This is a genomic window from uncultured Fluviicola sp., assembly GCF_902168135.1.
GTDB lineage: Bacteria > Bacteroidota > Bacteroidia > Flavobacteriales_D > Crocinitomicaceae > Fluviicola.
This window is the reverse complement of record NZ_CABHOL010000015.1, coordinates 172,206-185,118: the sequence shown is the minus strand read 5'-3', so window position 1 is coordinate 185,118 and position 12,913 is coordinate 172,206. Positions and strand designations below refer to the sequence as shown.

Here is a 12,913-nt window from a genome sequence, read left to right as displayed (position 1 = left end):
TAAAAATTCACGCATGAAAACACGCATTTTCTTCACCTGGTTATTCCTGGCATTTGGTTCTCTTCCATTCTTTGCCTCCGGTCAAAAAAACACGATCCCATTCAACACTTCGGTTGAATCAGACGATACTTACACTATTATCTGGAATGGGGTAAGCAAAGCCTACCGCTATAAAAACGGAAGCTGGACTAGGGATGAATCCTACGATTACCAATTCAATGTGGTTCAGAAAAGATACGAGAACCATTGGAAATCCATTAAAACACTGCACCGCATTCATCCGGATTATGACGGGAAAGCCGGAGACCGTGATCAAACCATGTATTTTGAGGTTCTCTACAAAACGCTGAAAGAGCAAAAAGTCCAATCCGAAATACTGGCCTCTATCGGTAACGGAACAGGGACAAGCGACACTGAATTCCGCTTCTCAGAATTAACCATGTACGTTCCAAATCCCCCGCGTTTCCTTCCCTACAACAAATTCCGTATTTCGCAAAACTACAATTACGAGCAGGGAATACTAACTGAAACGGTAGAGCTTATTCTGGAAAAAGACGGGAAAGAAACCCCTTTTATGAAGAATGAAGAAACTGCTCTAATCTTCATTCAAAGCAAGCTGGATCAAGCGCCGACAAAATTTAAAGAGTAGTTCTCCAATATAGGAAGCACGCGAAATCACCGTGCTTCCTACCCAAATAGACATAACTTGTCCCGTCAATACGGGATGTCTATGCGTCTTTTTGGAATGAAGCAATTGGCTTTTTTACGTAACTTTAGCTAATGGAAAGTCCACAGCATTTTACCCTCAAACAAGTCGCAGAATCGATCCGCAAAACCATTGCAGAACGCTATTCACGCACTTACTGGGTAACTGCCGAGATGCATAAACTGAACCAAACCCGGAAAGGGCATTGCTACCCGGAACTGGTACAAAAAGAAGACGAATCGATCATCGTTGAAATGCGAGGTACCATCTGGAAACAAAATTTTGACCGGATGCAGCAAAAGTTCTTTGAGATTGTGAAGGAACCTTTGCATGATGGAATGGAATTACTGTTCCACGTGAAGATCACCTATCACCCACTCTATAACATCGGGTTGGAGATTATCGACATTGATCCGAATTACACATTGGGTGCTTTGCAGCGGGAACGACAGGAAACCCTTGAACGGCTTAACAAAGAAGGAATTCTCAACGCAAACCAAAACCTGGAAATGGCATTGGTCCCGAAGAGATTGGCCATTATCTCGCAGGCCGACAGCAAGGGCTACTCCGATTTTGTGACCTTGCTGAACGGACACCCGAAACGTTACCACTTCAATACCTTCCTGTTCGAAGCAACCTTACAGGGAGATGCAGCCATTACTTCCATTCAAAGTCAACTGAAGCGCATTGAAAAGGTAAAACAGCATTTTGATGCAGTAGTCATCATTCGCGGCGGCGGCGGCGAGATTGGGATGCATTGCTACAACAATTACGAACTGGCAAAGGCCATTGCAACTTTTCCGCTTCCGGTCTTAACCGGGATCGGGCACTCCACAAACCTCACCGTGTGCGAAATGATCGCTTTCCGAAACGGGATCACCCCTTCCGACATGGCCTATTTCCTGCTGCGCATTTTCGAAGAGCTGGATGAGCCATTGGATGAAATAATGCTGAAATTACCGCAGCAAATCCAGCATTTTATGCGAGAAGCGTCTAATCAATTTTCACAATTGGCGCGATCATTCCAGCAGGAAGTTCAAACGACTATTCAATTTGAAAAGAACACTTTTTTGAATACCGTCAAGGATTTCGAGTTCCAGGTAAAACATAAAATGACTGTTTCAAATCAGCATTTATCAGAACTTCGTAATAAAATACGTTCTTCTTCGTCTTACCTTTTTGAAACCCATGAAAACAAACTGGATAACGGCATAAATCTACTTCAAATCCACAGTAAGTCATTATTAGGCGCGAACCTTCAACGCATTTCCACCCAGGAAAACCAATTGATCAAAATACTTCCGCGGAAATTTGAATCGGAAACAGCAAAGCTGGATCAGGCCGAGCGGCATTTAAGATTACTGGACCCAATTACTGTTTTACAGCGTGGTTACGCCATTGTGACGAATGAAAAAGGTGTGCTTTCAGCAAAAAACCAAGCTAAGAAAAACGACGAATTGAAGATTGTTACCGAAGCACAGGAGCTGCATGCAAGTGTGAAATCATCTTCTCCTCATACGAAGGGGATTTCCTAAATAAAGGCACAACTGAATATTATTCATGATTTTACCACAAATACGCAAATTTCATCCGCTAGCGGATGGGCTCACCTACCGGACTCGCTTCTTAAAATTCCATTATCAAAAGGGCGACCGGTAGAGCGATTATGTATTTAACACGGGTAACTATCCAAAGAGTCTTTAAGAACTGAACGTAGAACAATTTAGCACGCAGATTTCGCAGTCTCCGACTTTGTCGGAGCGCAGATTGTAACCTGTTTATCTGAGCAAATTCACTAAATCCGCGTGCTTTATAAAACACTAACCTTCCCTTTAAAACTATTTATTATAGAGAAAGAGAAAGCAAGCCTGCTCTACTTGTTTTAAGTACATAACTCCCATCGGTAGGCGACCTAAAAATTTGCGCATTTGTGGTAAAGAAAAACACGCTGAAAACTACATCCATTAATGGATGTGAGATTTACTAGTCAATTGCCCTTCGGAAGGGGAAACAAAAATTTTCCGTAAATTCGTCTAGTGAAAGAAGAAGCATTGACATACGAAAAGGCATACGAAGAATTGCAGCAAATTATTTCGGACATTGAATCCGGAGAAATTTCTGTGGACCTGCTGTCTGAAAAAGTGAAACGTGCCGCTGCTTTGATCCAGGTTTGTAAAGACAAACTTACTTCAACAGAGAACGATGTTCAGCAAATTCTGAAAGACCTGAAATCCGATCAGTAGATATACCACAAACAGGGTATTTAACCTTTACCATACTTCCGTTAATTTTGTTGCACAAAATTTTCAAACACGATCGGTTCCCATGAAAAAACTTGCGCAGCTTCCTTTGCATCAAAAAGCCAGGGTACTCGGTATTTCTGAAAGCGAGCTCAAACCCAAACTATTGGAAATGGGCCTTTACCCGGGAAAGGAAGTAGAAGTCTTATTCAAAGCACCTTTCGGGGACCCGATTGCCGTAGACATTTCCGGGTATACTTTATCCATGCGTCTCTCTGAAGCTAACCTGATCGAAGTCGAGTAATGAAAAAAATAGCTCTTTTTGGAAACCCAAACACCGGAAAAAGTTCCTTATTCAACCGTCTGACGGGCCTTCGTCAGCATGTGGGAAATTTTCCGGGAGTAACTGTAGACAAACATTCCGGATTTTTGAATATCTCGGGCAAGGAAATAGAGCTTATCGACTTTCCGGGGACCTACAGTATTTACCCGCGAAGCAAGGATGAAGAGGTTGTATACAACGTTATTTCAAATCCGAAAGACGCGAATTTTCCTGAAAAAGCAATCGTTGTACTAGACAGCACAAATCTAGAACGTAACCTTTTACTATTTACTCAGATTTACGACATGGGATTCAATACCGCATTGGTTCTAAACATGACCGATGTGGCTTCCAGGAATGGTTTCGAGATTCACATTTCAGCTCTGCTGGAAGCATTTCCGGACGCAAAAATTATCCGTACCAATGCGCGGATCGGAACCGGCCTAAGTGAATTGAAAGCATGGATGGCCGAAGAAAGTGTTCCGCGTGAAACCAGGCAGCAAACCCTGAAAGCGAAAAATGATCTGGAAGGTCAGATTGCAGACACCAACACCCGTTTCGATCATATCAAAAAGATTGTGAGCCAGGCTGTAAGCAAAAAACCGACGGAAGCAAACTTCTCCTCGAAACTGGATAAATGGCTGGTACACCCTGTTTTAGGCTATTTGATCTTCCTGGTACTGCTGTTGGTCATTTTCCAAACTGTCTTCACCCTGGCATCCTACCCCATGGACTGGATTGATTTGGGAACCTCATCACTGGCATCCTGGCTGGGAACAATTATGCCGGAAGGTGTATTTACCTCCCTGATCGTTGACGGAGTGATTCCCGGAATCGGAGGGGTTTTGATCTTTATTCCCCAAATTGCCTTGCTCTTCTTCATGCTTGCCATTTTAGAAGAAACCGGCTACATGGCCCGCGTGGTGTTTATTACCGACAAACTGATGCGCCCTTTCGGGTTGAACGGAAAAAGTGTTGTTCCCTTATTATCAAGTGCCGCTTGTGCTATTCCTGGAATTATGGCTACACGTACCATCAGTTCGTGGCAGGAGCGTCTGACCACAATCCTTGTTGCTCCCCTGATCAGCTGTTCGGCACGATTACCCGTTTATACACTGCTCATTGCCCTGGTTATTCCATCTAAAATCGTATTGGGATTCCTGAACCTTCAGGGATTGGTGCTTTTCGCATTGTACCTGTTGGGAATCATCTCCGCCTTACTGGTAGCATGGGTCATCAAGCAATTCTTCAAAAAGAAAGAACTGAGTGTTTTCCTGCTGGAAATGCCTGCCTATAAAACTCCGCGCTGGGGAAATGTAGGAATTGAAGTCTTTGAAAAAGTGAAGATCTTTGTTTTCGATGCCGGGAAAATCATCCTTGCTATCTCGATCATTTTATGGGCTTTGGCTAGTTTCGGTCCGGGAAATGACATGGAACATTATGCCGGAAAAATCCAGGCTCCAAAAGTTCAAACCGAAGAAGCAATGGCCGATTATGAAAGTCAGGTGGCTTCGGTAAAACTGGAACACTCCTACATGGGGCACATGGGAAAATTCATCGAACCGGTGATAAAACCTTTGGGCTACGACTGGAAAATGGGTATTTCGCTGCTTACATCCTTTGCTGCCCGGGAGGTTTTTGTGGGCTCTCTGGCAACGATTTATTCCGTACACGAAGTAGACGATGATCCAAAGCAGCTGATCGACAAATTGAAAGCACAAAAACGCGATGACGGAACTCCGACTTATACACTTGCGAGCGGTCTTTCTCTTCTGGTTTTTTATGTCTTTGCGATGCAGTGCATGGCAACACTTGCGGTGGTAAAACGTGAAACAAAATCCTGGAAATGGCCGATCATACAGGTTGGATATATGGGCGTTTTGGCGTATCTTGGAGCTTACATAACATTCATCCTTTTTAGCTGATGCAGCTCGTTTTAGTCATAATAGCCATTTCAGCGGCAGCCTTCTATTTGGTGCGTAGATTCTACTTGTCTTCCCAACGCAAAAAGCAGGCTGGCTGTGAGAAATGCGGTCTCAATCAAAATGCGACCAAAAAGCAGGTTTTATAAAGAAAACCAGATCACAGGCCAATCATTCTTTCTTCGAAAGTGTAACCAAATTGAAATCAGCTTGTTTGAGTAATACAAACCCATTTTTCCAAAACTTATGAAACCAATTCGACACCTTTTGTCGGCACTTTGCTGCATTCCAATAGCTACAGGGATTGCACATGCCCAAACGAATTATCATCTGCAGGTCGTAAACAATCAGAACCAGCCAGCAGGAAACCTTTCCGTGCGTTTCGTAGAAGCGAAAACCTTTGAACGAATTGAAAAAAAGACCAATGCTTCCGGGGCCCTGGACCTGGTTTTTGACCACGGTGAACTTTGGATCGGATCCGTTGGGGAAATGAGTAACTGTCTTTGGGTAGAAAACTGGGGAAAAGGAACTGCCAGCAAACACCTCACGTACGATCTGGAAGTTTGGGAACGTGAAAACCGCATTTTACCGGACCGTTCAACCATTGTTTTTAAGAAAACTCCGCAGAAATATCCATCCATGCCACTTCCGGATGCTAATCACTGCGGATTGAAAGTGGTCGTAAAAAACCGGGAGGGCAAAGCACAGGCCAATATTCCTGTCACACTAACTTGTTTTGCATTGGCAGAACAGTTCACAGGCACAACCAACGCCTCAGGAGAATGCATTTTCCTGGTACCGAATAAAAACGACTATGAAATTGATGTGGCGGATATCCCATCTTTGGAATGGGCAGATTTCAAGGATGAGTCCACAGCCAGAACGGCTTTCCTCACCTATGAGAAAAAAGCATTCTCCGAAAAACGGGAAGGAAAATACACGGTTCAAACCATTCCTGCCGGAATAAAACCGAGCAGTTCTCATGCCGTTGTAGACCTTACAATCCGGAAGGGTGGTTCTCCGATCGCCAATGAACCCGTTTATTTAAAAACTGTTGGCGGTTCCATCAAATACAAGGGCAAAACCGATGCAACCGGGAAAGTGTCGTTCATGCTTCCGTTAAAAACAAAATATGTTGTTGATTTCACTTTTCAGCGCGATGCAAGCGTGCTTGATTTAAGCAGAATGAAAGGTTTTGCTACCATGGGAAAGACTATCAACTACATTCCTGATCCCCGCCTGGAAAACATCGAATCTTTCATTCCACGCGTGAAAGACCTGGTAGCGCTGAATGTCAATGACTTCGTGACGGCTCAATATCCGTCAAGCGATAATGAAGTAGATCTTTTCCTGAAGTGGGGCAACAAATTCAATGCGTCTTCCAAAGAAGCCGTTTTGGAAGTCGGTTTTAAAGTAAATGCTAAAAACAAAAAGGTTCCGATCCCGAAAAACCTGCTTTTTGTGATCGACGTTTCCGGCTCCATGTCGAATGAGAATAGACTGGAATTGCTCAAAAACACCCTGATTGAGTTCGTTAACCGTATGACCCCTCAGGACCGCATCGGAATTGTGGCTTTTGACGACCAGGTTTACAAAGTACTGCCTTCTCAATTCATTACCAATAAAGCGGCTATTTGCGATATCATTCGTGCTTTACAGCCAAACGGAGGAACCAATATCTCCATTGGTTTCGAAGAGGGGCTTAAGCAATTATCAGCCGATAAAAAAGCCAATATGGTCAACCGTCTGGTGTTGCTGTCTGATGGTTATGGCGGTGATGAGCCAGAGATTTCGATCAACCTGGCAAAAACCTATGCTGCCAAAGGACTGCAAATCTCAGCAATCGGCGTTGGTTATGATTACAATACCGCGTTATTGGAGCAATTGGCAACCATCGGAGGTGGTACCATGCAGATGGCCGGAGATCCTTCACACTACAGCCAGGCATTTTTGAAGACATTTGATGGTATTATTGATCCGATCGGAACGGATGTAAAATTGGAAATTCTCTTCAATGACCAGATTGTTTACCGTCAGCTGCTTGGTTATGAAAATGCCAAAGTAAATACCGGAAAAGTGACCGTTGATATCGATCATTTATTCCCCGGACTGCAAAAAATGGCCCTGGTGAAAATGGACATTATCAATTCTACACCTGCGATTGAAAAGCAAAAAGTCGTTGCCCGGATGACCTATACCGATCCGGTAAGCAAAAAACAAAAAACAGTTGAAAAAGAACTGAACCCGGAATGGAGTCCGGCAACAGGATTACTGGACATGACGCTGGATATGAACCACAAACGCATGATGGCAGTAGCAATAGTAAATCAAAGTATGAAACTGATGGCTGAGCGATTTGCTTCGGGAGATAAGGCAGGAGCCGAAAAAGCCGCAAACGGCGGGGTTACACAAATCCAAAAACTCTTCCCACAGGCAATTCCGGCAGATCTAAAGGGTTTGTTTGAGAAATTACAGGAATATGTAAGTGTTTTCGAGCAGCTGCGTGCAGAACCGTAAATTTTATTTTCCCGCAGATATCAGCTAAAATAAGCGTTATCTGCGGGGTTTTTTCATTATCCATTTACAGATGAAGCGGGTTTCAAACCACCTTATTGCTCACCACTAATCTTCGTCTTCATCTTCCTCCAGCCATTCGAAAAAAGAATCCAGGTTGTCGCGGTCTTTACGCGATGGGCGGCCGGTCCCATATTCCCGGTAAACGCTTTGTGCCGCCTGGTACGTTTTGAATTTTTCCAGTTCCAGGGGATCTGTGATGTCAATGAGGTAATCAGCAACCAATTTTGCTCCGACCCTGCGATCCAGCAAATCTTTGATCTTGTAGCTAAACGTCGCGTTATTCTTGATAATAGATAACGTATCCCCGATTTTTACTTCCTTCGATGGTTTCACGGGCATGTCATTCAACTTGATTTTATTCCTTTGAACCAGTTCGGTTGCCAGCGTGCGGGTCTTTGCCAGACGTACAAACCAAACGTATTTATCTATTCTTAAGCTCATCTTGTAATTTTTTCGGAAGGGAAGAAACCACTAAATCGTAAGAATGTACGATCAACTCTTTAATCAATGAATCATCTACCAATCCTTCCAATGAAACGGTGTTCCAATGTTTCTTACTCATGTGATAACCCGGCTGTATCCCATCGTAGCGCTCCCGCAACTCGACGGCTTTTTCCGGGTCGCATTTCAGGTTAATTCCTGTGGGATCTTCCACATCCACCAATGCGAACATTTTGTTCTGCACCTTGATAACCAGGGTGCGCTTATCAAAAGGAAAAGTCTCGGTTGCCCCCGGGAGCTGGAAACAAAAATGGATCAATTCGTCAAAATGCATGGTGGAAAGTTAACCAGAATTAAAAATTAAAAATGCTAAATTCAAAACTTTAATTTAATGTCATGGTCGCCATTGGTATTCTCGTAATTGTTTCTTTGCTCCTATCCCTGGGCTGGAGATCTTATAAACAGGCATCCCATCCGAAATGGCAGGTTCCACGTGAACCTTTCCCGGCAACCTGGAGAGAAATCCTGGTCCGGGAAGTTTTGTTCTACAACTCTTTGAACGATGAAGAAAAGCCACGTTTTGAATCCAAAGTGCAGGAATTTTTGCTCAATTGCCGGATCACCGGGATAAAAACAGATGTGAGTTTAACGGATAAACTGCTTGTTGCTTCCAGCGCTATCATTCCGATCTTTGGTTTCGACTCCTGGAAATACGCGAATATCCGGGAGGTGCTTCTTTACCCCGACATGTTTGATGAAAACTACCAGTTTGAAGGTGAATCCGACAAAAGAATTCTTGGGATGGTGGGGAACCAAAGCATGGAAGGAATTATGATCCTTTCAAAGGAAGCCTTGAGATTGGGTTTCAAAAATGAGTCGGACAAACAGAACACAGCCATTCATGAATTTGTTCATTTAATCGACAAAACTGACGGAGAAATTGATGGCCTTCCGAAAGTGCTGATGGACAAACAGTATGCACTTCCATGGATCAACCACATGAACCGTGAAATAGACCGGATTTATGCCCGAAAATCCGACATCAACCCTTATGGAGGTACAAATCGCGCTGAATTCTTTTCGGTAATCAGTGAATATTTCTTTGAACGCCCGAAACTACTGGAAGAAAAACACCCGGAACTATATGCTCTACTGGAGAAGATTTTCAACCAGAACATGGCCGACCGCAACCTTTCCAAGAAGACAAAAGTGATCGGAAGAAATGATCCATGCTACTGTGAAAGCGGTGAAAAATTCAAGCATTGCTGCGGAAGCGTGCATTATAAGAAAACCGTCTAAACTTATGAAAAAACTCGTCCTTACTTTCTGCTTACTTCTCTCATCAAAACTCTTCTCCCAAAGCTGGAAGGAGTATATTTCACAAAATGCACTTCCGTGTGGAAAAAACCTGGAACTTGATTCGTCGCTGTATCATTCATTCAAAGACTACAGGCTGATTATGGTGGGAGAAATGCATGGAACACTGGAGCCGGCAAAAATGACAGAGCAACTTGTGCGCTTACTATTGCAATACGAAGACAGTGTTTCAATCGGGCTGGAAATCCCTGAGAAGGAAATGAGCGCTTTCCTCCAAAATCCTTCTGAAAAAAACCTGAGAGAAAGTCGGTTTTTCTCCAAACCCAATGAAGACGGGAGAAACGGACGTGCCTGGTTTGAATTGGTGAGGTATTGCATGAATGAACCAAGAGTCAGCGTGTTTTTTTACGACAATTATGTTTCATCAGATGTTCCACGTGACTCCATCATGTACCTGGAGGTCAAAAAACAGGCGGCACTTCATCCGAAGAACAAAATTTTGACAATCTCCGGAAACCTTCACAATCAATTGATTGCCCGTAACGGTTCGAAAACCATGGGGTCTTATCTTTCAGCAGATTCATCTATCTTTCCGAAAGAGCAAATTTGCTCTATTTATCATTACTATGCGGAAGGAACCATGTTAAATAATACGGGAAAAGGGTTGGAATTAACGACTATCGAATTCCAGGAAAGCGATTTTTCTTCCGGTAAACATGAGAACTATTTCATTTTTTACGACAGTGCCGAACCCACCCCCAACAATTGTATTTTCTTCACACGGAAAGTGCATCATTCGGAAATACTTGATCTTAAAAACTAATTTCGCAGGATGAATAAGCTATTGATATTTCTCTTGCCCTTCATTGCTCTTTACTCACAAAGTCAAACAATGGACCAGGATCCGAAACGAGTTACCTTGAAAAAAGTCGTCCCCGGAATGTGCGTTCCTTCCAAACAAGTGCTTGAATTATATGGCGGAAATCCGGATGAAGTAGAACCAAAATGCATGATTGACAAGGAGGAACTAACTGAAAGGCTCAACAGCGATCTTTCCTTCCTGAAAAATCATCCCGAATTTAAAGGCCGCGGAATGATCAGCATTGTTATCAATTGCGAAGGAAAAGTTATCGGGTGGTCCGAAGTTGTGAAATCAAAAAACAGGGAATTAAATGATGAAATCCTGGCATATCTCATGAAACAGGATTTCGAATGGGAAGCCGGAAAATACAAAGAAGAGAAAATTGATTCGATCTATAGTTTCAGCTACCAGATTGTTCGAGGAAAGTTGCGGTTGAATTAATTGTCACCTCATTGAAATACTTTTGTCAGAGATGAACCAGTAAAATTCATTCCGTACATTTGTTTAAGTAAAAACGCTTTAATGTCTGATAGAATAGAATTCTGCAATGATTTATTCAATCGCGAACGCTTCGAGACACGTGAGGTAAAAATCGGGATTACGGCAATTGGAGGTAAAAACCCCATCCGCATTCAATCCATGACGACTACCGACACAATGGACACCGAAGGATCCGTGGAACAATCTATCCGTATGATTGATGCGGGATGTGAATTGGTCCGTTTGACAGCACCATCCAAGAAGGAAGCAGTAAATCTAAGTATTATCAAAAAAGAGCTTGTTAAACGAGGTTATAACACTCCGCTGGTAGCAGACATCCATTTTACACCAAACGCAGCTGAAATCGCAGCAAAACTCATTGAAAAGGTGCGCGTCAATCCCGGCAACTATGCCGATAAAAAGAAATTCGAAGAAATCGACTACACCGAAGAAAGTTACCGGGCAGAACTAGAGCGCATTGAAGAGAAGTTTACCCCCCTCGTTTTGCTTTGCAAGGAACATGGAACGGCTATGCGGATCGGTACCAATCACGGGTCCCTTTCCGACAGAATCTTGAGCAGGTACGGAGATACTCCGGAAGGGATGGTACAATCCGCCATGGAGTTTATTCATATCTGTAAAAAGAATGATTACCACGACCTGATCATTTCCATGAAAGCAAGCAATACGCTTGTCATGGTACAAGCCTACCGTTTGTTGGTTAAAACCATGAAGGAGCAGGGAATGAATTATCCGCTGCATCTGGGAGTAACAGAAGCGGGAGATGGCGAAGACGGACGGATTAAATCTGCGGTTGGAATTGGAGCCTTGCTGGAAGACGGTTTGGGAGACACCATTCGGGTATCCCTGACAGAAGATCCTGAATTTGAGATTCCGGTAGCTCAAAAGCTGCTCCAAAAATTTAAAAAAGAACAGGACTACAAACTAAACTTTTCGTCTAAAATAAAGTTAGACTATTTCCATTATAATAAACGTTCAACCAAAAAGTTACTAAACATTGGTGGAAGTAATCATTCAATTGTTTTTTCGGATCTATCAAAAAAAGAAAACATAGTTTCAACTAATTTCTTTTGTTTTGGGTACAGCTATTCCGAGCAGCTAGACAAATGGAATATTTTTGACCAGGCTGCAGATTATGTTTATCTTGGAAATCAGAGTATTGACTTTGAAATTCCGGGAACTTTGCGACTGGTCCAGGACTACGCCACGTGGAAAGAGCACAGTAGAATCGACGCATATCCGCTATGTACATTGCGAGAATACCAGGAATACAAACCCTCCGGAATTGTCTTTTTACTCATTAACCTGGATGAGCAAGTTATCGTTTCAGAATTACCAACAGCAGAAATCATTTATGTTATTCAAACGGAAAAAAGGCAAAAAACCCAATTAATCCGCAAATTTCAACATGAATTAGCGGAATTAAACAACCAAACACCCGTTATACTCAAACTAAACTACGAGTTGAAAGAGCTGGAAATGCTCCAACTATATGCCAGTTCAGATGCCGGAATTCATTTTATTGACGGCTTTGCAGACGGGCTTTGGATCACAGCACCACAATCGGTGGTTGACCTGAACAGTTTATCCTTTGGCATTCTGCAGGCAACACGTACGCGCATCTCGAAAACAGAATACATTTCCTGTCCATCCTGTGGAAGAACCTTATTCGACTTACAAGAGACCACAGCAAAGATCCGGGAACGCACATCCCATCTCAAAGGAATTAAAATAGGCATTATGGGCTGTATTGTAAACGGTCCGGGAGAAATGGCCGATGCTGATTACGGATACGTAGGAACCGGTCCTGGGAAAATCACTCTTTACAAAGAGAAAACGGTTGTGAAGAAAAATGTTTCAGAAAAAGAAGCTGTAGACGCATTAATTGATTTAATTCGGGAAAACGGAGATTGGATTGAGCCGAATAATTAATTTTCCTAAAAAGATCATTTCGACTCCGCTCAATGATCTTTCCAAAAAAATAAAATGTTACCAATAATTGCTGACGCACGCTAAGTCTAACTG

At 42.9% G+C, this 12,913-nt stretch carries 12 protein-coding genes; 10 read left to right on the top strand and 2 right to left on the bottom strand.

Annotated elements, in window-relative coordinates:
* Positions 1–13 precede the first annotated feature (13 nt).
* From QZT69_RS03870 to QZT69_RS03845, 6 genes are all read left to right on the top strand, one after another.
* Positions 14–649, top strand: coding sequence for a hypothetical protein (locus tag QZT69_RS03870; RefSeq protein WP_294670686.1), 636 nt, complete (start codon positions 14–16; stop codon positions 647–649).
* A gap of 131 nt (positions 650–780) precedes the next feature.
* The gene (gene xseA, locus QZT69_RS03865) at positions 781–2,241 is read left to right on the top strand and encodes an exodeoxyribonuclease VII large subunit (protein ID WP_294670684.1); all 1,461 of its coding nucleotides are present in this window, start codon (positions 781–783) and stop codon (positions 2,239–2,241) included.
* Positions 2,242–2,742: 501 nt separating this feature from the next.
* Positions 2,743–2,949, top strand: coding sequence for an exodeoxyribonuclease VII small subunit (gene xseB / locus QZT69_RS03860; RefSeq protein WP_294670683.1), 207 nt, complete (start codon positions 2,743–2,745; stop codon positions 2,947–2,949).
* A gap of 82 nt (positions 2,950–3,031) precedes the next feature.
* On the top strand, positions 3,032–3,250 hold the full coding sequence (locus QZT69_RS03855; RefSeq protein ID WP_294670681.1) for a FeoA family protein: 219 nt from the start codon (positions 3,032–3,034) through the stop codon (positions 3,248–3,250).
* The gene (gene feoB, locus QZT69_RS03850; protein WP_294670679.1) at positions 3,250–5,193 is read left to right on the top strand and encodes a ferrous iron transport protein B; all 1,944 of its coding nucleotides are present in this window, start codon (positions 3,250–3,252) and stop codon (positions 5,191–5,193) included. Before QZT69_RS03855 ends, feoB begins: the two co-directional genes overlap by 1 nt.
* A 243-nt stretch (positions 5,194–5,436) precedes the next feature.
* Positions 5,437–7,707 (top strand): VWA domain-containing protein, encoded by a 2,271-nt coding sequence (locus QZT69_RS03845; protein WP_294670677.1) that lies wholly within the window; start codon positions 5,437–5,439, stop codon positions 7,705–7,707.
* 105 nt (positions 7,708–7,812) lie between these two features.
* On the opposite strand, the gene QZT69_RS03840 is transcribed toward QZT69_RS03845, so the two are convergent.
* Both QZT69_RS03840 and QZT69_RS03835 read right to left on the bottom strand, forming a co-directional pair.
* Complete coding sequence (locus QZT69_RS03840) at positions 7,813–8,208, bottom strand: RNA-binding S4 domain-containing protein (RefSeq protein ID WP_294670675.1); 396 nt, start codon at positions 8,206–8,208, stop codon at positions 7,813–7,815.
* Positions 8,189–8,542, bottom strand: a complete 354-nt coding sequence (locus tag QZT69_RS03835; protein ID WP_294670673.1) for an MmcQ/YjbR family DNA-binding protein — start codon at positions 8,540–8,542, stop codon at positions 8,189–8,191. The genes QZT69_RS03840 and QZT69_RS03835 overlap by 20 nt, the downstream gene beginning before the upstream one ends.
* 62 nt (positions 8,543–8,604) lie before the next feature.
* Between QZT69_RS03835 and QZT69_RS03830 the strand changes: the two genes are divergently transcribed.
* From QZT69_RS03830 to ispG, 4 genes are all read left to right on the top strand, one after another.
* Positions 8,605–9,507: a zinc-dependent peptidase gene (locus tag QZT69_RS03830; RefSeq protein ID WP_294670672.1), complete on the top strand. Its 903-nt coding sequence runs from the start codon at positions 8,605–8,607 to the stop codon at positions 9,505–9,507.
* Between the two features lie 4 nt (positions 9,508–9,511).
* Complete coding sequence (locus QZT69_RS03825; protein WP_294670670.1) at positions 9,512–10,348, top strand: hypothetical protein; 837 nt, start codon at positions 9,512–9,514, stop codon at positions 10,346–10,348.
* 9 nt (positions 10,349–10,357) lie between these two features.
* The gene (locus QZT69_RS03820; RefSeq protein ID WP_294670668.1) at positions 10,358–10,828 is read left to right on the top strand and encodes a hypothetical protein; all 471 of its coding nucleotides are present in this window, start codon (positions 10,358–10,360) and stop codon (positions 10,826–10,828) included.
* A gap of 81 nt (positions 10,829–10,909) precedes the next feature.
* Positions 10,910–12,820 (top strand): (E)-4-hydroxy-3-methylbut-2-enyl-diphosphate synthase, encoded by a 1,911-nt coding sequence (gene ispG / locus QZT69_RS03815; RefSeq protein ID WP_294670666.1) that lies wholly within the window; start codon positions 10,910–10,912, stop codon positions 12,818–12,820.
* The last annotated feature ends 93 nt before the right edge of the window (positions 12,821–12,913 follow it).

Bases quoted from the DNA above. Each gene is read 5' to 3' on its own strand.
- QZT69_RS03830 (WP_294670672.1), top strand. From the start codon at position 8,605: ATGGTCGCCATTGGTATTCTCGTAATTGTTTCTTTGCTCCTATCCCTG.
- QZT69_RS03820 (WP_294670668.1), top strand. From the start codon at position 10,358: ATGAATAAGCTATTGATATTTCTCTTGCCCTTCATTGCTCTTTACTCA.
- QZT69_RS03855 (WP_294670681.1), top strand. From the start codon at position 3,032: ATGAAAAAACTTGCGCAGCTTCCTTTGCATCAAAAAGCCAGGGTACTC.
- QZT69_RS03825 (WP_294670670.1), top strand. From the start codon at position 9,512: ATGAAAAAACTCGTCCTTACTTTCTGCTTACTTCTCTCATCAAAACTC.
- QZT69_RS03835 (WP_294670673.1), bottom strand. From the start codon at position 8,542: ATGCATTTTGACGAATTGATCCATTTTTGTTTCCAGCTCCCGGGGGCA.
- xseA (WP_294670684.1), top strand. From the start codon at position 781: ATGGAAAGTCCACAGCATTTTACCCTCAAACAAGTCGCAGAATCGATC.
- ispG (WP_294670666.1), top strand. From the start codon at position 10,910: ATGTCTGATAGAATAGAATTCTGCAATGATTTATTCAATCGCGAACGC.
- feoB (WP_294670679.1), top strand. From the start codon at position 3,250: ATGAAAAAAATAGCTCTTTTTGGAAACCCAAACACCGGAAAAAGTTCC.
- QZT69_RS03840 (WP_294670675.1), bottom strand. From the start codon at position 8,208: ATGAGCTTAAGAATAGATAAATACGTTTGGTTTGTACGTCTGGCAAAG.
- QZT69_RS03870 (WP_294670686.1), top strand. From the start codon at position 14: ATGAAAACACGCATTTTCTTCACCTGGTTATTCCTGGCATTTGGTTCT.
- QZT69_RS03845 (WP_294670677.1), top strand. From the start codon at position 5,437: ATGAAACCAATTCGACACCTTTTGTCGGCACTTTGCTGCATTCCAATA.